The sequence below is a fragment of the Pseudoalteromonas rubra genome, assembly GCF_001482385.1.
Lineage (GTDB): Bacteria > Pseudomonadota > Gammaproteobacteria > Enterobacterales > Alteromonadaceae > Pseudoalteromonas > Pseudoalteromonas ardens.
The window spans coordinates 1575943-1596310 of sequence record NZ_CP013611.1 but is presented as its reverse complement, the minus strand read 5'-3'; the positions used below and the strand labels follow the sequence as shown (position 1 = coordinate 1596310).

Sequence of the window (20368 nt, the reverse complement as noted above, 5' to 3'; positions counted from 1 at the left end):
AACAGATGAGGGAGCTAACGAGCCAGAAAGTAGTGGAATTTTGCTGTATCACCGGGGATGTTGTTACAAAGGGGGCAAACAAGCCGCCTGTACCCCGTAGTAAGTAGATTGCGCTAATGATTACCAGACCGGTCTTTAGCAGGGGGAGTTTTAAGATCAGGCCTGCGCCGGAAAAAGCATACAGTCCCCAGAGCGTCAGGACAGTGGCAATCGCCGAGGTCACTATTGTGGGGTAGGGATCTCCCGCTGCGGCCAGGTTGGCCATTTCCTCACCGGCACCCAGCGCCACCCCAGATACACACAAGGTGAAGGAATGACGCCATAAAGCTCAAACAGCCTGCGATAAAAAGTGGGCGATTATTATCCATGTTAGTTCCTTGTGAAGTACTGTTATCCGGGCGCCAAAGACAGTGCAAACAGGCTCTTGCAGTGGGTATAAACTACCACCTCGCTGAGCCTCCCTCAAGGTGTTTGTATATTAATTAGGTAATTTAAAAGGATTCAAAGGGGGTAAGATAAACCAAGCTTCCCTGCCTGTTATTCATCATTCGGATAAGAGGGGTGTCCCGGTCAGAAGTACCATTCCAGGGATAGTTGTACGTGGTCGTCTTCTTTTATTGAGTATAAAAAATCAGTAGGCTCGGAGCTTTGCATCAATCGTATATCAATGCTCACTTTTACATCCTCACCAAGACGACGATTGGCTTCCAGGATAAAGTTCACCGCACTGTGATCAAGGTCAGAGCCAAAGCCCATCAATAGCTCACTGCTTTGTATGTCATTCAATGCCAATCTGGCCCCCATAAAGACATCATTCTGCATTGCAGCACCGGGGTTGTTTTGGTCACCTTCTCCCCGGGAGTCCCAGGCATACTCAACCAGCAACCCCAGATCAGCCACTGAATTAAAGACACCGACATAGGTATATTCAACCCCAGCCTGAGTTGCCACAAAGTCTTCTTCACTGGTACTGCGGTAAATGGTTTCGAATTTCCATAACCAGTCATCTACCGTTGCCTGAATGTCTGCACCCAGCTGGTCCATCTGTAAATAATAAGGGGAGAGTCCGATGGGCACATTTCCATTTACAGTATCAGGCGAACTGGCAAAACGCGGTGCCAATATCGGCTCGCGATTGGTACCGTGAAACCAGTAAACCCCCAGGTCAAACACATCGATGCTATGACTCCAGCGCGCGGCAAAATCGAGGTGATGCTCTTCTGCTGATGATTCATAGCGGACACTGTCCGTATCCACAATCAAGTCTGAGCGCAAGCGGGCGTGTTTTCCATTGAATGTGCGCTCCCTAAAACCAGGTAAGACATACAGATCCACAATCCCCCAATCCCTGACCAGAGAGAGGTTTAACATTTGCTGGCCAAGTTTGTCTTCTCCATCAAAGTCTTCAACGCTATCGGTTTGATTGATCACATCGACCAGATGCTGAAATTCAGTGACGCCCCAAAACTCCTTGCGAATACCTGCGCGCAGCTCCCAGTCATCACCTACATACACGTAAGACAATTCGCGAATGTCGCCGTGGTCTCGTTCACTGTCGCGCTCATCAAACCGGTAGTAAGGCTTAAAGGTGACGGACTGAACCCCGTCGTCCCAGCTCCAGTATAATTCGGGCTCTATATACACTGACGCCTGAGTGTTTCCCAGTTGCGCTTGATACTGCCCCTCGTTAAAAAAGTAGCGCTGCTCAGCGCCCACTTTACCGGACAGTTCGAACTCAGCAGCGTGCAAAGTGGACGTCGCTAGCGCGCAGCCCAGCGCGGCGGCACTTAATAGCGTCTTTTTGGTCAAAGAGATCGCTGACTTTAACATGGCTTAGCGCGCTCTTTTCAAAGAGTTGCGGTTAAAGTCACCGTCGGTCAAACCGGTTTTAAAGGCGTAGTTTTGCCATTTTAATGTGGTGCTTTTACCACTTTGGTGATTAACCATTTCTGCGCTGTCGGCCCGCCAGTATTTGCCCAGATACTGCTGATAGCCCTGATATGACAGAGTTTTAAGCAACGTATTTTTACGATCATAAAAGTCGACTTTTTGTAAGCGATATTCAGATTTGTCAATCCAGACCAGGCGGCGGGTATAGCCTGAGTTTTCATCGACGGGAAATTGCTCTACGACAAAGTTATCCAGGCCGTTCAGCTGTTCGTCACCGACGTAATTGTAGCGATACTTCTCAATTTCAAAGGAGCTGAGATCCTCAAAAGAAAACTCTGAACCCATGAAAGGACCTGACTTGTTGCGCGACGCGATGCGTTTAACGCGTTTCAAAGACGGCAGGTACAGCCACTGGTCGTCATTGCCAACCGGGTGTGAAAAGCTCAGAAAAGTCGTACCTTTAACATCCCTGGGTTTGTTAAAAATCGTCAGGCTTTTGTCGCCATCATCCAGTAGTTCCAGGGTTTTGGTGGATATTTCCCTGATACTTTCCTGACCCTGCTTGTTGCGCAAGATCATCAGCATATCTGCGGTTGAGTCTCCCCAGCCGGTGTCGCGGGCTTTAGCTTGCTGCGAAATTGCCAATCCTTTTGCCTCTGCTTCTGTACTGCCTGTGGTGGACGCTGACGCAGAAAAAGCTGCGACAGTCAGTAAGCTGGTAAAGAACATGCCATTCAGGGTTTGTGATTTAAAAGCGAGTTTGTTGAACATAAAGTACTCCAGATTATTTGTTTCTTTGTTAATCAACACTCTGCCCGCATCTGTTTGCCTGCACTGTGGCAGAGTGTTCTCATTGTTTTTGTGTAGGCGGTTTAGCCGGTTGTATTTGCCAATGGCGCTTCGGTCTGTTGTGTTTCTTCACTCTGTACAGGCGACGGACTACTTTTTTGTTTGTCGAGCATCATTAGCAGAGGAGGAAGGAACAGGAAGTCGACAACTAGAGCCACAAAAATGGTGATTGCCGTCATCAGTCCCATATCTGCATTGAGGCTAAAGGAGGACTGAGCTAAAACAATAAACCCGGCAACCAGTACAAATGTGGTGGTCCATAAGGCTGTGCCAACATGACCAAAGGCATATTTAACCGCGGTGTGCGTGTCGGCCTTTTGCTCGCGACGGGCATGCAGGTACTTACTCAGGAAGTGCACGGTATCATCGACCACAATACCCAGTGTCATGCCTATCACAACGGAAATACTCATACCGACCTGACCCACGCTCAGTCCCCATATACCAAAGGCTACACCTGCCGGAATTAAGTTTGGCAACAGGCTGATTGCGCCAAAGCGCCAGCTCTTTAAGGCCACACCTAAAATCACAGAGATCAGTAGCAGTGCCAGTACGGTACCGAGCAACATGCTGTTGATACTACGCTGACCAATATGGGCAAACATCAGGCTTGGGCTGGCTATGTCGATCTTGTACTGTGCTGCATGAGTGCCGAACCAGTCCTGGATCTTGGTTTCCAGTGCGATAAGCTCATTGCTGGTCATGTTTTTGAACGTTCCCACGATTTTTGACGACGATTTGTCTACGTTGAGCTGGTTGTTTAAGTCGAGCCCATATGGCAATGACATTTCGTACAGCAATAGATACTGTGCTGCCATTTCCTGATCGGTGGGCAGTGTGTACCAGGCTGGGTCGTCGCCATGCATGTTTTTATTCAGGCGTTTCAACGTATCTGTTATCGTGTTTACGTGGTCAGTTTCCGGTTGTTTCCGCAACCAGTCACTAAAATCAGAAACGGTACGCAGGTAATCGGGTTTGTTAATGCCGCTACTTTCGTTAGTCTGAACTGAAATTTCCAGCAACGTCATACCTGACAAATGCGCCTGCATGAAATCCGTCGCAACACGATAAGGAACTGACGTATCGAAGTACTTGACGAAATCATCGTTCAGTTCATTTTTAGGAATGAACAAGGCTGAAGCAATGATGATAGCGCTGGTGACGGGCAGCAGTAAGCGACGTTTTTCAATAACGAACTCGGCCAGTTTCTCCATCTTGTCGTGCTTCTTAGTGCTCACTTGTTTTACTTTTATCGGTAGCACACTCAGTAATGCCGGGAAAATCGTGATAGCAAACACAAAGGCGAGCATCACACCGATGGCCACCATATTGCCCAGATCATGGAAAGGCGGTGAGTCAGAAAAGTTCATACTCAAAAAGCCAATCGCGGTTGTTACACTGGTGAGCAAAATTGGCTGGAAGTTCAGGCGCAGACTGCGTGCGATTGCGGTTTTTTTGTCGACGCCACGGCGCATTTCGTAGAACATGCTCGACAGAATATGGATACAGTCTGCCACTGCGAGCGTCAGGATCATGGTTGGTGCAGATGAAGAAGGGCCAGTTAAGAAAATACCCATCCAGCCAGCAATGCCCATTGTGGCTGCAATGCTCAGCACAATTACCACGACAGTTGCAAAAGTGCCCGATATGGTGCGTAACAGGACGCCGATAAATACAATCACGATCAGGAACATGAGTGGCACCAGCGTCGCGCTGTCGCTCATTGCAACATCGGTAAACGCACCATTCATCATAACCATACCGGATAAGTGTATCTGTACATCCGGGTGCGCCTGCAAAAACGCCTCGGTCATCGTCTTCACGTAGGATGATACTTCAGGCACTTCCGCATTGAGATCTTTCCCCGGAAATTGAATGCTTACGTTAACGACAGAAACATGGCCTTCCGGCGAAATGATTTTATTCACCAGAAGCGGCTCTTTGACTGCAATAGCTTTGATTTTGGCAAGTGCTGCCTGATCAAGATTCAGTGTGTTACCGACCAAGTCTTCGACGATTAGGTCATCTTCCTCTGCATAGGTATATTGAAAATTGGTAACAGAGTCCACGCGTGTTGAGTAGGGAATTTGCCAGCTTTGCTTAGTCAGCGTTTTCAGTGACTCAAGGTGCTTTGCGGTAAAGACATTGCCATCTTTGGGTATAACGACAAATGACACATTGTCACTCTTGGAGTAAATGTTTTGCATCGACTCATAAGCGACAAGCTGCGGGTTGTCTTTGCCAAAAAATACCCTATAGTCACTCTTAAACACCAGATTCTGCGCCCCAGAAGCTGCGAGAAATGCTAAAGTCAGGCTCACAAGGATGACCCAGAAAGGGTGCTTTCCAACAAAGCCAAATAGCTTGTCTTTCATATGCTCTCCATTGTGACGAATCGTCACTATAGTATTCTAAAAAAAGGGCACAAATGCCCAGTTAACTCTTCGTTTTTAGGTCAATAGTTTTCTTTTATGGTGACGAATCGTCACTATAACTTTTAAAAAAAACGGCAAAAAGCCGCTCAATTACGAGTGTAAAACGCATCAATACATAAAGGCGTTTTATGCCTTATTCAAAACTCAATTCTCTTCCCATCGCCTTCATTAATGCCAGTTCACTGGGAAAGACTTTCTGTAACGCCAGTTCAATCTGCTGACGATAGTTATGCTCTCGGGTTGCGGGAAGCCATTGCATGCCATCAAATAGCAGGTTTGCCTGGTTAAGCAACTCGCGTTCCACAACCATACCTGATGCGCCACTACATTGTTCCACTTCGTTTGACAGCAGTGAAATGGTGCCAAAATTTTGTGACCAGATAGCAAAACACACTTGATGCATTGTCATATGCGCAGGCAAAGTCAGTTGCTTTTGTGCTATGGCATCCTCAATAATCCCCATAGTAGCACCCATCACCTGGGCTTCGAGCCGCTCCTGCTCTTGCAAGCGTTTTTCGCTCGATTTGCCATACACATTGGGGCTTCTTGCACACTGCACACTTTTAAACAAAGCCGGGTGTAAGATGGCATAAATCAAGTACGAGATATTTAACAGCAGCATACGTTCACGCGGGCAACCCTGATGTTGCGCCGCCCGGCTGAATAAATCGTACATAATGGCGATGGCCTGATTACCAATTGCCAAAAACAAATCTTCTTTACCAAGAAAGTGTTTATACACGGTACCTTTAGAATAGGAAACAGCCGCGACTACCTTGTCCATGGTGATATTCTCCACGCCGAGCTTGTCAATCAACACAATGGTCGCGTCAATAATTTCCTGCTCTCGTGCTCTAAGGCTGAATTCATCTAGTACTTTGGGTGCCATATTTACCTGTATAGTCTGTTTATTTCATTATATATGACGATTCGTCACATATAATTGTATGGTAGTTGAATTTCGTCTATTGTCAATAACAATTAAATTCTCAACATTGTTAATTTACTCGCGATACGGTGTGTTGCCCGCTGAATGATAGACTATTACTGCACGTCACAAATACCTCGTGTATGTTATGGTGAGAGACAGAGGCGGACAGGAGGCATGATGCGTGGATTGATAGTGGCGATATTACTGTGCTCGCAGAGCTGGGCCACGGAAGTGGTTTACCAGGATTTGCATGTACTGGATGCGAAGCAGCAAGCCATTGTCAAGAGTTGGCTGAGTCAGGGGCTAAAAACGACCGAGCAGACTTTAGGTCCCCTGGCACAACCTCATCTGCCAGTGAAGTTACAAAACGTGTATTTGAGTAGTGAGCCGGTCCCCTGGGGGGCCGTAAACCGCTCGGAAGTGGATGGAATTGAGTTGCATATCAGCTATTTCGCGACGCAGCAGCAGCTGCTCAGTGACTGGACCCTGTATCATGAGCTGGCCCACTTATATCATCCTTTGCTCGATTATCCGGACTTCTGGTTAGCAGAAGGGCTTGCCACCTATTTACAAAACGTCATTATGCTGCACGGCGGTGTGATCACCAGTGATGAGTACGTACAGCGGGTCATGGCTGGCCTGGAGCGGGGTCGATTGGGCACCTGGGAGACACCAGGTCCGCTTGCCCGGGTCAGTGAGGATATGTGGCGGCTCAGGGCTCATGCGCGTGTTTACTGGAGTGGCGCGGCATTTTTTATAGAAGCAGATCTGGCATTGCGACAAAAAGACCCGACCCTGACTTTGGTGAGTTTGCTCAAGCGTTATCAGACCTGTTGCAGAGCGAAGGCACCAGCGGGACAGCCAGACAGCGCAAAGCTGTTTCTGGGTCAGCTGGACAGGCTCTCTCGCAGCAGTATTTTCAGTAATCTTTATCACAGTTATAAGCTACGTCAGGATTTTCCAAGATTAAGCAAGCAGGCCGTCAGATTGAGTGGTTTACATATGATGTCTGCCAAAAGTCGTGAGCTGTTCCGGCAAAAATAAAGGCTGCCAATTGGCAGCCTCTTAGTTGGTTAGATTTTAACTTTAACGTATTCACCGGGCGCAGCATAAATGCCTGGGTTAGTTTTGCTGCTGGTAACGCGCTTGGGCACTTTCTCGTCGGTATACTGGCTTAACCATTTACCCCAGTGTGGCCACCATGAGCCACTCTGATGCTTGGCTTTGTCCAGCCAGGCATTGGCTTCACCGGTTGCTTCCGGGCCATACCAGAAACCATATTTCTCGGCGGCTGGTGGGTTGATCACACCGGCAATGTGGCCTGACTCACCCAATACAAATGTGGTTTTTGCACTGGTGTGCTGAATACCCTGGAAAGTGGCTTGCCACAGGGCAATATGGTCGTCCCGTGTTGATAACATATAGATAGGCTGCTTGACTTTACTGAGGTCTATCTTAGTGCCTCTGACTTCAATTTCGCGAGGTTGTACGAGGCGGTTTTCCAGATACAGGTCGCGCAGCATAAAGTTATGACATTTTGCGGTGAGGTTGGTGCTGTCGCCGTTCCAGTACAGCAGATCCAGATCCATGGGGGCCTCACCTTTTAGGTAGTTATTAACGTAGTAGTTCCAGTACAGGCTGTTTTCGCGCAGCATGCTGAATGAGACACCCAGCAAGTGGCCATGCATGATGCCATTTTGCAGGTTGTACTTTTCCAGCGCAGAAATCGTTGGTTCATTAACAAATACGCCAATCTCGCCGGGCTGCGAGAAATCCAACAGGGTCGTTAACAAGGTGGCACTTTTGATACGGTGCTTCATGCGTTTCGAGACAAAGTACGCCATCGCTGTGGTGACCAGCGTACCCGCAATGCAGTAGCCCACGGCATTGACATACGCTTCACCGGTTTGCTTTTCAATGGCATCCAGCGCCGCAATGACCCCATCTACGATATAGTCTTCAAAACCCACATCAGCCATACTGGCATCCGGGTTTTTCCATGAAATCATAAACACGGTATGGCCCTGATCAACAGACCACTTTACCAGAGAGTTCTGTTGTTTCAGATCCAGGATATAGTATTTATTGACATAAGGCGGCACGATCAGCAGAGGCGTTTTGAATACGTCTTTGGTGGTTGCATCATACTGAATAAGTTCAAATAAATGATTCTGGAATATCACGCGCCCAGGGGTGGTCGCGATGTCTTTACCCAGCTCAAAAGCGTGTTCGTCTGTCATGCTGATCCGCAGCATGTCACCACTTTTGGCCAGATCTTTTTTAAACATGTCCAGTCCTTTGATCAGGTTTTCACCTTTTGAATCTAACGTCAGCTTAAGCAGCTCAGGATTGGTCGAAATAAAGTTGCTGGGGGAAATTGAGTTCACTACCTGGCGGGCAAAAAATTCCAGACGCTCTTTGAGCTTGTCATCTAGTCCTGGTGTTTCACGGATAGATGATAATAAAGACTGACCAAACAGCAAGTAGCTTTGTTTGATGTAATTAAACCAGGGGTTATCACGCCATTCTTCGGCCTTGAAACGGCGGTCTCCGCGTTCAGCTTCGATGATATCAGGTTGTTCGGTGTCGAATCCCTGGCCCCAAGTTTGTTGCATAATTTTGATTTGTTCCTGCCACCAGCCAAACTGGTGCTGAACAAAGGTTTCTGGCTGCTTCGCTATTTCGTTCAACCAGACACCAAAATCCCGGGCACTTTGCTCGTTCAGGGCTTGTTGAACGGGGTTTTCTTTGAGCAGGTTATTACTGAATATAGTGTAGAGATCTTGATTGTACTGCCACCAGGCCGTCAGCGTTTTATTAAGATCTGTGTTATCGGTATCCATTACTCGTGTCCTAATAGGCAAATTGATTGCACGTGTCTTGTGTCGTGTTTGGTATAGCGGATCAGCCACTACAAAAAACAGGCTAAAAAAATGCCCCCGCAACAGGCAGGGGCAGACGACAGCGATTAAGCTTTAGCAGTGGTTTTAACACTGTCTTTAGAAATTGCGTCAAGGTGCTCTTTGAACTCGTTGCCAAGTTGAGTCAGTTTCTGACCATCGTCGATCATTTGCTGGCTTAGCTTGTTCATTGCAGTGAGCTGACTTGCGTTGAAGTCGATGAAAGATTTAACATCTTTTACTTCAGCGGCTGTTTTAAGCTGCTCAACAGAAGTTTTAGTGAAGCTCTCTGTTGCATCAAGCTGGATTTGAGCCAGTTGTTCAATGTTTTTAGCAACTAGTTGGTTGAACTTAATTGCCGGAGAGAAAAACTGCTCGCTTTGCTCAGTAAAAGTTTTCATTAGATCGTTGTACATGGTGTGCTTCCTGTTTATCAAAAAAGTCCGTATAGGTAGCGTTACTGACCAGGTACTTCAGAGCGTAGGCTCAACCCTGATATACGCCGCTTAGTTCATATAAAGTCCGCCGTTAATCGCCAGCGTTTCACCTGTGATATAGCCTGCCTGATCAGACGCCAGGTAAGCGACCGACTGAGCCACTTCGAGTGGCGTGGCTAAGCGCTGCATCGGCACTTGTGCCTTGATGCTTTCAAGCACATCTTCACGCATTTTTTCAACCATAGGGGTGGCCGTATAGCCAGGGGCAACCACGTTTACGGTTACGCCTGCGCGGGCGCCTTCGTAAGCCAGCGCTTTGCTGAAGCCGATCATGCCGGCCTTGGCAGCCGAGTAGTTCGCCTGACCAAACTGACCTTTTTGGCCGTTCACGCTGGAGATATTGATGATGCGGCCTGATTTGTTTGCACACATGTGTGCAAAGACCGGGTGAGTCATGTTGAACATAGAGTTAAAGTTGGTGTCGATAACTTCCTGCCATTGTGTCAGGGTCATCTTTTTAAATGAGGTATCCCGTGTGATGCCTGCATTGTTCACCAGAATATCAATGCGACCAAACTGGTCGATTACGTCATCTAGCTGTTCCTGGCACGCCTGGTGATCAGTCACATCCAGGAATATGCCATGTACGGCAGCCGGGTTGATTGACTGCTCATTGAGCCATGCGTCAATATCCGCTGAGGTACGTCTTGGGCTGGCAACAGCCACTACAAAACAGTTTGCATTTACCAGCTCTTTGACGATAGCTGAACCGATGCCACCCAGTGCACCAGTGACGACTGCGATTTTTTTGCTTTCCATATTGCTCTTCCGAACTTAAGGCGGCTCAACTATCGCACTTCTAAGCCACGTTTCCGGTTGGGTTGTATACAACCGAAAAGGTTTACGAACTGGCGTTATTGTCATCCGTCATTGTGACGAATTAATAACCGATATATTTAATTCCCAAGACAATTTTTTATCTGTTTATTCGTTATTATTGTTTTGTCCCTTATAGGGGGTTAAAGCATTGTCATGTCAGGCTTGATAAAAAATATAGCAAAATAGAGTAAAAGCTCAAGTTTTATCATAGTGTTTCTTTTTCATTGATCTACCAAGTGACCACTAGCTTCAAGGTATTAGTAATAGAAGTAAAACAAGCTCATGAGTATTAGACTATAGCCTTAGTTGTCTTACCAATGAGCCAGATCAAATAACTAAGTAATTGTAAATTAAATGGTAAGGTTTCAGCATGAAAAATTCCCATCTTGCGTAATGTGCCTGTTGAGGGTAAGTTCAAATCAAGAAAGAGTGTTATTTCAGCTTCTTGTTTTTGGGGTGTTAAATTATTCCTGAGGTGATTAATGTACTTTTTTGCTACGCTTTCAGTTACTGGAAAGTCTATGAAGTAGAAATCGTTTTATGATAAGGATTAGTATTTTTGTGTTGCTCAGTGTGTTTTGTGTAGTTGCACAAGCAGCAACCGATATCATTAGTCAGCAGGCGTTGCTGTGCAATCAGATGTCAGCCCGGCCGCATGTCATAGTGGATGTCAGAAGTGCAACCGAGTTCGAGGCAGGACATCTCAAAGGGGCCATTAATATTCCATTTGACCTGATCTCACAGCATCAATCTTTATTGGATACACTCAAACCCGAAACACTGGTGGTTTATTGTCGCTCCGGGCGTCGTGCTGCAATTTTTGAACAAGCGTTGGCTGAGCAGGCTTTTAGACTGTTGCACCTCAGAGGCGATTTCCGTGACTGGCAAGCTGCTCAGCTTCCCGTGATTACGTCCAACCCCGTAAAGACTGAGCAGTGAGCATCGTAATAAGGTAAACAGAGCGGAAGGGGATCATCCGCATCTGTTTCCTTGCCTTCAGCTGGTTATACTAAGGTCTCCAGCATTTCTTCAGAATAGGGCGTTAATGTCTCACCCTGTCTGACTTTTTCTACGTAATCCGGGTTGGCAATAAAAGGTCTGCCAATTGCCAGTAAGTCAAAACGTTCGTCACGGAGCGCTTGATCACCTGATTGCGGTGTAAAGCCGCCCACGCCAACCAGAGTTTTACTATAGTTGGCTCTGACGTAATCAGAGACCCGTCCACCCAGGAAGTCAAACTCCATGGCGTCATCAAAAGTACCTATATGCACAAATGCCAGTGTACGCAGCTCCAGTTGTGCCAGCAGGTAATCAAAAACAGTTCTATCACGGGGATCAGCCTGCATATTGAAGTAAGCACCTGGTGTCAGACGCACGGCAGTGCGCTCTGCACCAATACGATCTGCGATAGCGTCGATAACTTGCAGAGCAAAACGACTCATATTTTCAGGGGTTCCACCATACTTATCAGTACGAGTGTTACTGTCATAATGTAAAAACTGGTCTATCAGATAACCGTTGGCAGCGTGAATTTCAATGCCATCAAAACCCGCATCAATGGCATTGCCGGCGGCTTGCGAATAATCGGCAATAAGCTGATTGATGTCATCAAGTGTGGCTGGTGTAGGAGTGATGTAGCTCAGATCCCGCATTCGGGGCACGGTACCATCCACTTTCTCAGCACTGGGTGCCAGTACTTTATCACCATTAAAAAAGTGCGGGTGAGCGACCCGGCCAGTATGCCATAGCTGGGCAAAAATCTTACCCCCCTTAGCATGCACTGCATCGGTTACTTTGCGCCATCCGTCAATTTGTTCGCTCGTAAACAGGCCTGGTGTGTTCGGGTAGCCCTGAGCGTCTGGACGAATGATGGTGGCTTCAGAGATAATAAGCCCGGCATCGGCACGGCGCGCATAATAGTCGGCCATTGCATCAGTTGGCACTAATTTATCATCCGCCATACAGCGGGTAAGCGGCGCCATCAAAATACGATTTTGTAGTGAAATTTGATCATTTAATGCATAAGTTTCAAATAGTTTGCTTGTCATAGTCGGACCCAGTTAGTTTTTGAATGCTTATTCAAGATATGATCGTTTGAATGTTCGTTCAAGTATATTTTGAACAAATGTTCAAAAATGAGTAAAATGCATTACGTTTGATGAGGAGAGTAATAAATGCGCAGTGCTGAATTTGATAAAGAGCAGGTACTCAGAGCCGCGATGACGGCCTTTATGGAAAAGGGGTATGCAAAAACCAGTATGCAGGATCTCAAAGCGGCAACTGGATTGCACCCGGGTTCCATTTACTGTGCGTTTCAAAACAAGCGAGGCCTGCTGTTGGCTGCACTGGAGCAATATAATCGAGATCGCAGCGATGAGTTACAGGCACTGTTTTCACAACATCCTTCTGCCAGTGCCGGACTGGCGGCGTATTTGACGCATGTGGTGGAGGAGTGTGTGAGTTGTGATCCACAAAAATTATGCCTGACACAAAAAGCGCTGAACGAACTGGCCGAGCAAGATGAAGAGGCGCAGGCTATTCTTAGTGAGCAATGTGCCATGTGGCGCAATGCACTTTGCGCAGTATTTGAGCGCATTGCTGAGCAGGGGGATCTGCTTGGTACGCGCAGCGCTTTGGACAGAGCGCGAAGCCTCATTGTCAGTATTTATGGTCTACGCACTTTTGCCCACACCCACCCGGAGCCACAGATCATGCGTGATCTGGGTGCACAAATACTCAAAGACGTCTGTCAGTAAAGTAAAATGTACGCGTTATTTGATCATGTGACAGTGTGCATTGGATAAAATATCAGCAAATGTGTTAGTCTCAAATCTCATCACTTTTTCTTATATTAGATAAGCTTGATAAGGGGAAATCAGATCCCCAGGGAGATTAATATGAGACAGCTGGACGAGAATATCTGGATCTTCGATGGTGAAGCCGTATCGTTTTTCACCATGCCATTCACTACCCGGATGACCATAGTACGTTTACCTTGCGGCGGCCTTTGGGTGCACAGTCCAATCCGCCTGACGCCTGAGTTACGAGCGCAAGTAGAGGCGCTTGGACCTGTGCTCTATCTGTTAGCACCGAATCATCTGCATCATTTATTCATGTCGCCCTGGCAGGAAACCTACCCGGAGGCACAAACCTTTGGCACTGAAGAGGTCAAAGAGAAATGCAAGACTCTCAGTTTTGATGGGGTCCTCGATAATGAGCGGCATTACCCGTGGGCTAATACTCTGAAAACACTGCTTTTTACTGGCTCACCCGCAATGGAAGAAGCCGTGTTTTTCCACCCTCAAAGTCGCACTTTGCTGGTTACAGACCTGATAGAAAACTTTGACCCGAACAGCCTGAATACATTCCAGCGTTTTGTGGCGAAAGGTGCAGGCGTAGTGGCACCTGACGGTCAGACTCCACTGGACTGGCGACTGAGTTTTATCTTTCACCATGACACCGCAAGGGCACACCTGAACACCATACTGGACTGGGCACCCGAGCGTCTGGTTATGGCGCATGGTTTGATCATTGAAAAAGACGCCGTTGCTTTTTTAAAACGTGCTTTCGAGTGGCTTGAATAAAACACTTAATTGTATGATTTTAATAATTATAAATTGATTTTTTCAGCGTAAATCACCGCGCCAGCTAGACCAAAGTTGATAACAATTCAAGTGCATGTAACTAGCATGTGAATGAGAAATCCGCTACGCTGGTGCGATAATAACAAGAATATTGTCAGGGTTATGGAATTTCAATTCGCCAACGCGCGTTTGAATATTGCGACGCAGTGCGTCATTATCGATGAGCGGTCGACACAATTAGACGACCGTGCCTTTATGCTTCTCCATTGTCTTTTGCAGCGCCGGCCGCAGGTCTGCGCTCATGCCGATCTGGTTAAATTGCTGTGGCCAAATACCGTCGTATCCGACTGGTCGCTGCCAAAGCTGGTCTCCGATCTGCGCAGCCAGTTAAATCGTGCAGGCTTACAGCAAAATTGTATCGTTACTGTTCGTGGGCAGGGCTACCGGTTTGCACCCGCAATTGAAGTCAGTGAATACCCCTTAACCAGCACCTTAATGAGTGCACAGGTACCGCTGGCGACCAATCAGCCCGTGCAGGCAGTTGCTCCCCAGGGCGATAACGCTCTACCAGCACGATATTGGCTGCCTGTTTTGGTGATTGCCTGTCTGTGTTTTGTCGGACTGATGACACACAGCACAGAGCAAACAGCGGGATTACATTATGGTGAGCCGAGTGATGCGATTGGGCGAATACTGTGGGTGGATGACAATCCGGCAAATAACCTGCAGGAAAAACGCTATTTTGAGCGCCACCATATTGGTGTATATACCGTTAAATCCAGTGAAGAAGCATTATTGCTGTTGCAGATGTATGAATACAATCTGATTATTTCAGACATGGGTCGGGCGCAGGAGCCTATGGCGGGATTAAAGTTGTTGCAACACCTCAGATCTGAGGGGGATCATACGCCTTATTATTTTTACACTCTGATAGATAATCAGGAGATGCTTGAGGTGGTCAAAACCAGCGGTGGACAGGGGGTTGCCACTGAACGGCCCCAGTTGTATGGCCAGATATTATCGCACTTTGCGAAGAAATAATTCATCATAAGTTATTGAAAAAAATGCTTTTCCAAATTATTCAAAAGATAATTGATGACTTTTTTACAGTGCTGTGCCACGGTTAAATTGTTGCTCTCCCGACCTTTGGCATTGACATACACTTGCTGAGCAATGTGAGTGTATGACGACAGGATTAAAGACCTGGACACATGTCTCGGCTCTGGCACTTGTAATCGGTGCCAGAGTCTTTTTTATGTCTCTGATGGAGTGGTGAGGTGCTTTAGCACCAGGTGCGTGTATCTGCCGAGTGAGGCATACGGTTCCTGCTGGTTGTACTTCAGCTCCAGCTCCAATAATGCATCAAATTCATCACTGGCTTTACTTGGGTCGCGTAAATAATCATGAAAACACCGCACCCCTGATTGTACTCGCTTTTGCAGCGGCAGCTGGCTCAGCCAATGGTCGACATCCGTGGGTTCGAGCGGACGGTTCGGGCTCAATCCGACTTTTTGTTTTACCTTAAGTCCATTGCGTACGTAATCAAAATTACCATAGATCATATTGGCCATGCGCTGAGCCGCACGATTGTAATACATCAGCGACAAAAACCCATCTGGCGTGAGCCGCTGCGTCAACAGTGATAAAGCCTGTTGTTGCTCACTCAACCACTCCAACACGGCATGACACATCACCAGTTCAAACTGGCCGAGTGCCAGATCCGGGAGTGCCTGAAGCGGTGCATGGATCAGGGTTATCTGCTCACTCACGCCCAACGCGACGGCCTGACGCTGTGCCTGCGCCAGCATCTCTTCAGAGATATCGACGAGTGTTACTGCATGGCCCAGCTGAGCCAGAAACAGCGCCAGTTGACCCTGGCCGCCGCCTACATCAAGTACGGTTTTAGTCAGATCAATACCAAGCCAGGGCACTTGCTGGGTGAGATCACGCTGCAACACGGCTTCTCTCAGCTGGCCCTTTGTGGTGCCATAAATGTTGTTTTTAAATTTACCGGTTAGCTCGCCGAAATTGCGGTCCTCATCACGGTTGAGGGTACGTTGTTTGTGCTTAGCCATAGATCACACTGGGTTGTCGATATCAACAAACTCAACGTCTACGTCAAACTGGGTGGCCAGATACTCACCCAGTGCCTTTGCACCATAACGCTCGGTTGCGTGATGTCCGGCGGCAAAGAAGTGGATCTGCTGCTCATTGGATGAGTGAATAGTTTGTTCAGACGCTTCGCCGGTCAGGTAGGCATCGACCCCCTGACTGGCAGCCAAATCGATAAAGCTTTGCCCACCTCCCGTGCACCAGGCAATGGTCTTGATCAGGTGATCACCCGCCTGATTTACAAGTGGCTTGCGTCCCAGCTTTTGCTCAATTAATGCTGCGAAGTCGCTTGCAGACATAGGCTCGCTGAGTTTTCCTTTTACCGCAACACTGTTGCTGTTCCAGGGTTCCAGTGGACGCTCTAATGTTAGGCCAAGTAACTTACCCAGCTGCGCGTTGTTGCCCACTTCTGGGTGTACATCCAACGGTAGATGATAAGCAAGCAGGTTAATATCATGTGCGAGCAGTGCCTGGAGCCGGCGCTTTTTCATGCCGGTTACGGCTTGGTCTTCGCCCTTCCAGAAGTAGCCGTGATGAACCAGTATGGCATCCGCTTGTTTTTCAATCGCTGCATCGATGAGGGCCTGGCTGGCTGTGACGCCGGTGATGACCTTTCGGATCTCAGGCTTGCCTTCGACCTGCAAGCCATTTGGACAATAGTCTTTAATCTGGAACGGCTTAAGATATTCATTGAGGTGGTTTACCAGCTTTTTACGTTGCATCATGCTCTCACTGTTAGGCGTCAAAAGCGCTTAGTTTAGCGCTTTTTGTCTTGCTGAAAAAGCGATGAACACACCGCAAAGCGAATTCTCTCAGCGCTGCCGCAACTCGACATTTCACTGAACTAGGCTAGCTTTAATTGTACCGTTTGCCTGACGAGCAGTGTCGCGATTATCGGCGATAGGTAACGACAAACAAAGTGTGATACTGCCCGTAACCTGTGAGGAAATCACCATGACAGTTTCAGCGATACCGGATGGTTACCATGCCCTGACCCCCTATTTGATTACCGAAAATGCGGCGCAGGCGATAGACTTTTATCGTAAAGCCTTCGCCGCTGAGCTGATAATGCAATTGCCAATGCCGGATGGGGGGGTAGCGCATGCTGAGCTAAAAATTGGTGACTCCCATTTGATGCTGTCTGATATGTGTCCGGATGCCCACTTCAAGAGTCCGAAACAGCTTGGTGGTACGCCCGTAAGTTTGATGTTTTATGTGCCTGACGTAGACAGTACCTTTGCCCAGGCGATTGCAGCTGGTGCCACAGAACTTCGCCCTGTGGTCGATCAGTTTTATGGAGATCGAGCTGGTACTTTACAGGATCCGTTCGGCCATGTTTGGACGATAGGTACTCACCAGGAAGATTTGAGTGAAGAGGAAATTGCCGCAAGAATGGCTGAGTGGATGACGGATGATTCATGAAAAAGCAATAGTTCTGTTGGTTTTTTGTGCTGTTGGTGTCGGTTTATTTGTAATCATCATCTTTATGATCATAAAAAATTCAACTCAAGGAAAAGAATATGAAACTACAAATTAAGAAGTCTGCATTAAAACGTCTGACAGAAACACAACAGCTTGCACAGCAACAAACGCCAAACATCGCGGGTGGTGCGCCTTATACCTACCGTTGTCGCCCGGCTGAGTCAGAAACCGGCAATCAGTTCTGGCAGTGTATGTGTTAATACGCGCCTTATTGCGTAATGTTACTTAAGCCCCTGAAATCCGGGCTCATCTTTGCTATCAGTCGTGTCCAGACAGAAGGTTTGGCTTGCTTGTTACTGTCTCCTGCTGATGCTTTTATCTTTTCATTATTATCTACAGGCTAAAAATAAAGCTCCTCGTTTTGATTCTCGACCTTAAAAGTAGGCCTATAAATTTTCTATTGTTATTGAGCCGTAAATTCGTGGCGTATTTTTATGGATTTCTAATTGTAAGGTTGTGATTTTAAATTTTGCATGGTGATAAAGCGTGCTGTCTATGGTTATCCGGGATCTGTCACAGCCCCATTGGTCTGTGCGCTTTGTGTGTGAACGTCACATTACACACCGCATGCTATGCTAGAAGTGTTTACTTATCAGTATGGTGCATAGCTAAGGCTGCAAGTATTAGCCATATGGTGATGACTCACAACGGGTCAGAAGCCTGCTCCCAGTGTGATATCTGCACATTGTGTCCACACGCCATGGCTAAAATAACAGCAACTTGAGCTGATATCGCTGCTGTGCTGTCAAACAGCCCGAGTGCGTGGCACTATGAGAGGGATATGAATGAGTATGGTTTGTTTGCGCTGATACTGAGCGCGCTGAGCTTTGTTGATACACGCATTGCGATTGCATCAGATGGTGTCTGCACCGGCCTCGGTGGGAGCGCCGTTATCGAGGTCAAACGTACGGCTTTGAGAACGGCGAAATCAGTAAAATATCTGGTTGTACTTAATGTTGTTGGGACTGCTGAGGCAGAAACATATCGCCTGACATGAGATGGTCGGCGCATTAAAGTGATGCGAGCGACGTCTGACAGTGCCAGTTGTGTGTTTATTTATGCCAGCCAGGTCGAGCAAGTTCAGGTTTATCTGGGCGACGGTGAAGACAATTACGATGGTCGTACTATTACGATAGCGCAGTATATCTGGGCAGGTAACGGTGACGATGAGGTCATGGGAGGCTGCAGCGGAGATAGGCTATTTGGTGGTGCTGGTAATGATGAATTAAATGGTTTTGCAGGGCGTGACAAGCTGGTGGGTGGGCCTGGCGATGATACCCTGAACGGCGGTGGTGACAAAGATGCACTGGAAGGCAAAGAGGGCAACGATATCCTGGCCGGAGGCCCGGGGTACGATACTCTGAACGGCAGTGCCGGGCGCAATCAACTGTATTAGGGAGACATAGTCACCAGCGAAAAAGAACGAGGCGGTTGGTACTGAGCCCGACAGGCCTATGTGCATACTCAGGCAAGGCCATTGAGCGTGTTCAGTGGCCGTTAGCTATCTTGCTTACGCCAGATCTTTACCTATCCACACGACTTTACCAATGATTTCAAGTTGCTCCAGCTCGTCTGCACGGACAACCTGTTCGACGTATTCTTTATTATCACTGATCAGTCTGACTGAGCCATCCAGATACTGTTGTAACCGTTTTGCATATAACTCTTCACCCAGCCGGACCACATAGATCAGGCCTTCGCTGAGCTTTTTATCGCTCAGATCGACCAAAATAGTATTGTTATTGTGGATGGTGGGTTCCATCGAGTCGCCTTTAGCAAACACAACTGCCAGTTCACTTTTATCGAGGTTTTTGTAGTCAATCCACTTTTTTCTGAATGCCAGATGGCGCGCAACCTGGGCATTATCATTAAAGGCACCATACCCGGTACTGACCGAGACATGATAACCAGGCACTAAGACAAAGGCTTCGTTAAACTCATCCAGTTTGACCAGAGGCTGGGTGATGATGGGAGATTGGGGGCAATCTGCAGCGGTTTCCCCCTGGATCAGCCACATCAGGTCAACATTGGCGACCTGAGCAATGCGCTCTACAATACTCAGTTTCGGATCTTCACCTTTGAGTATGCGTCTTAAGGTGCCTTCCGAAATATCAATTTTTGACGCAAAGGCACGAATGCTATGCGGTTTAATTGCATATTCAACGCGCTCTGCGAATGCTGAGCTGTCAGCTTCCGTATTGTGTTGTTTTTCCATTATTTGATACCACGCCTCTGGTGTCCCATTTTTAAGCAATAAGGCATTATAGGAGCTTATATGGGAAAACGCAATTCAAATTTTTACGCAAAATTTTGATTGTTACGCATTGATCTGCGTAAAAAACTAAACTATCATCTTTCATAAATTACGCATTGGCGGTGTTTTAAGGATTCAGTCCGCGTTAACAGCCATTGCTGATAGTAGATAATGACCCAATTACACCAATATGTATGGGTAACATGACAAGATTGCGTAAAAAAGTAAGGAAGTGGATATGACCAGCACAGCAAACTGCAAGATCCCAACAGACACTATGATTAACCCGTTCACTCTGGGAGGAGGTGTGCCATCACCGCAACAAGATAACGCACAGGCATTTGATTTGTTGCGTGCTCCCCGTGGGGCACAGTTATTAAAGTATGCGCGTAAATTAAGAGGGTTTACTCAGGCTGAATCTGCCGCAAGTTATGGTATTGAGGAGCGTACCCTGAGGCGCTGGGAAAATAACGAATTTAACCCAAGGTGGAATGATGTGATTTCACTGCTTGAGGATGTATATTTTATGGATATTATGCAGGCGATTGCTGGCGTCAGGTCGATGCAAGCGCAGGGGATGACGGTCTGAACCTATCAGGCCAGCCTGGACTGTAT

General features: G+C 47.4%; 21 protein-coding genes. 10 read left to right on the top strand and 11 right to left on the bottom strand.

Features of this window, described 5'->3' with window-relative positions:
• Positions 1-570: 570 nt before the first annotated feature.
• From AT705_RS07060 to AT705_RS07045, 4 genes are all read right to left on the bottom strand, one after another.
• Entirely contained in the window at positions 571-1830 is a 1260-nt protein-coding gene (locus tag AT705_RS07060; RefSeq protein ID WP_058796054.1) for a hypothetical protein, read from the bottom strand.
• 3 nt (positions 1831-1833) lie between these two features.
• Entirely contained in the window at positions 1834-2661 is an 828-nt protein-coding gene (locus AT705_RS07055) for an outer membrane lipoprotein-sorting protein (RefSeq protein ID WP_237113795.1), read from the bottom strand.
• A gap of 101 nt (positions 2662-2762) precedes the next feature.
• Positions 2763-5114, bottom strand: coding sequence for an efflux RND transporter permease subunit (locus AT705_RS07050; protein WP_058796053.1), 2352 nt, complete (start codon positions 5112-5114; stop codon positions 2763-2765).
• Positions 5115-5307: 193 nt separating this feature from the next.
• Entirely contained in the window at positions 5308-6063 is a 756-nt protein-coding gene (locus AT705_RS07045; RefSeq protein ID WP_058796052.1) for a TetR/AcrR family transcriptional regulator, read from the bottom strand.
• A gap of 219 nt (positions 6064-6282) precedes the next feature.
• Here AT705_RS07045 and AT705_RS07040 point away from each other — a divergent pair, with 219 nt between their 5' ends.
• Positions 6283-7149 (top strand): M61 family metallopeptidase, encoded by an 867-nt coding sequence (locus AT705_RS07040; RefSeq protein WP_058796051.1) that lies wholly within the window; start codon positions 6283-6285, stop codon positions 7147-7149.
• Between the two features lie 29 nt (positions 7150-7178).
• On the opposite strand, the gene phaC is transcribed toward AT705_RS07040, so the two are convergent.
• The 3 genes from phaC to AT705_RS07025 form a co-directional block, all read right to left on the bottom strand.
• The gene (gene phaC / locus AT705_RS07035; RefSeq protein ID WP_058796050.1) at positions 7179-8948 is read right to left on the bottom strand and encodes a class I poly(R)-hydroxyalkanoic acid synthase; all 1770 of its coding nucleotides are present in this window, start codon (positions 8946-8948) and stop codon (positions 7179-7181) included.
• 125 nt (positions 8949-9073) lie between these two features.
• Positions 9074-9421, bottom strand: coding sequence for a phasin family protein (locus AT705_RS07030; protein ID WP_010382711.1), 348 nt, complete (start codon positions 9419-9421; stop codon positions 9074-9076).
• 90 nt (positions 9422-9511) lie between these two features.
• Positions 9512-10261, bottom strand: coding sequence for an SDR family oxidoreductase (locus AT705_RS07025; protein ID WP_010382709.1), 750 nt, complete (start codon positions 10259-10261; stop codon positions 9512-9514).
• 600 nt (positions 10262-10861) lie between these two features.
• Between AT705_RS07025 and AT705_RS07020 the strand changes: the two genes are divergently transcribed.
• A complete protein-coding gene (locus tag AT705_RS07020) occupies positions 10862-11260 on the top strand; it encodes a rhodanese-like domain-containing protein (protein ID WP_058796049.1) in 399 nt (132 codons plus the stop codon).
• 65 nt (positions 11261-11325) lie between these two features.
• On the opposite strand, the gene AT705_RS07015 is transcribed toward AT705_RS07020, so the two are convergent.
• The gene (locus AT705_RS07015) at positions 11326-12369 is read right to left on the bottom strand and encodes an alkene reductase (RefSeq protein WP_058796048.1); all 1044 of its coding nucleotides are present in this window, start codon (positions 12367-12369) and stop codon (positions 11326-11328) included.
• A 126-nt stretch (positions 12370-12495) separates the two neighbouring features.
• Between AT705_RS07015 and AT705_RS07010 the strand changes: the two genes are divergently transcribed.
• The 3 genes from AT705_RS07010 (at position 12496) to AT705_RS07000 (ending at position 14946) form a co-directional block, all read left to right on the top strand.
• Positions 12496-13077, top strand: coding sequence for a TetR/AcrR family transcriptional regulator (locus AT705_RS07010; protein ID WP_058796047.1), 582 nt, complete (start codon positions 12496-12498; stop codon positions 13075-13077).
• 141 nt (positions 13078-13218) lie between these two features.
• Positions 13219-13905 carry a DUF4336 domain-containing protein gene (locus AT705_RS07005; RefSeq protein WP_058796046.1) on the top strand — a complete coding sequence of 229 codons (687 nt, stop codon included), beginning with the start codon at positions 13219-13221 and terminating at the stop codon, positions 13903-13905.
• Between the two features lie 162 nt (positions 13906-14067).
• Positions 14068-14946: a winged helix-turn-helix domain-containing protein gene (locus tag AT705_RS07000; protein ID WP_058796045.1), complete on the top strand. Its 879-nt coding sequence runs from the start codon at positions 14068-14070 to the stop codon at positions 14944-14946.
• Positions 14947-15158: 212 nt separating this feature from the next.
• On the opposite strand, the gene AT705_RS06995 is transcribed toward AT705_RS07000, so the two are convergent.
• Positions 15159-15980, bottom strand: coding sequence for a methyltransferase domain-containing protein (locus AT705_RS06995; protein WP_058796044.1), 822 nt, complete (start codon positions 15978-15980; stop codon positions 15159-15161).
• Positions 15981-15983: 3 nt separating this feature from the next.
• Positions 15984-16739 (bottom strand): Nif3-like dinuclear metal center hexameric protein, encoded by a 756-nt coding sequence (locus AT705_RS06990; RefSeq protein WP_058797920.1) that lies wholly within the window; start codon positions 16737-16739, stop codon positions 15984-15986.
• 232 nt (positions 16740-16971) lie between these two features.
• Between AT705_RS06990 and AT705_RS06985 the strand changes: the two genes are divergently transcribed.
• The 4 genes from AT705_RS06985 to AT705_RS06975 all read left to right on the top strand — a co-directional run bounded on the left by AT705_RS06985 (position 16972) and on the right by AT705_RS06975 (position 18895).
• A complete protein-coding gene (locus AT705_RS06985; RefSeq protein WP_058796043.1) occupies positions 16972-17439 on the top strand; it encodes a VOC family protein in 468 nt (155 codons plus the stop codon).
• Between the two features lie 98 nt (positions 17440-17537).
• The gene (locus tag AT705_RS25480) at positions 17538-17699 is read left to right on the top strand and encodes a hypothetical protein (RefSeq protein ID WP_164487840.1); all 162 of its coding nucleotides are present in this window, start codon (positions 17538-17540) and stop codon (positions 17697-17699) included.
• 581 nt (positions 17700-18280) lie between these two features.
• A complete protein-coding gene (locus AT705_RS06980) occupies positions 18281-18496 on the top strand; it encodes a hypothetical protein (RefSeq protein ID WP_058796042.1) in 216 nt (71 codons plus the stop codon).
• A 21-nt stretch (positions 18497-18517) separates the two neighbouring features.
• Positions 18518-18895 carry a calcium-binding protein gene (locus tag AT705_RS06975; protein ID WP_058796041.1) on the top strand — a complete coding sequence of 126 codons (378 nt, stop codon included), beginning with the start codon at positions 18518-18520 and terminating at the stop codon, positions 18893-18895.
• Positions 18896-19009: 114 nt separating this feature from the next.
• Here AT705_RS06975 and AT705_RS06970 read toward each other — a convergent pair whose 3' ends face one another.
• Complete coding sequence (locus AT705_RS06970) at positions 19010-19714, bottom strand: XRE family transcriptional regulator (protein WP_049866054.1); 705 nt, start codon at positions 19712-19714, stop codon at positions 19010-19012.
• Positions 19715-19991: 277 nt separating this feature from the next.
• Between AT705_RS06970 and AT705_RS06965 the strand changes: the two genes are divergently transcribed.
• Positions 19992-20342: a helix-turn-helix domain-containing protein gene (locus AT705_RS06965; RefSeq protein ID WP_237113794.1), complete on the top strand. Its 351-nt coding sequence runs from the start codon at positions 19992-19994 to the stop codon at positions 20340-20342.
• Positions 20343-20368 lie beyond the last annotated feature (26 nt).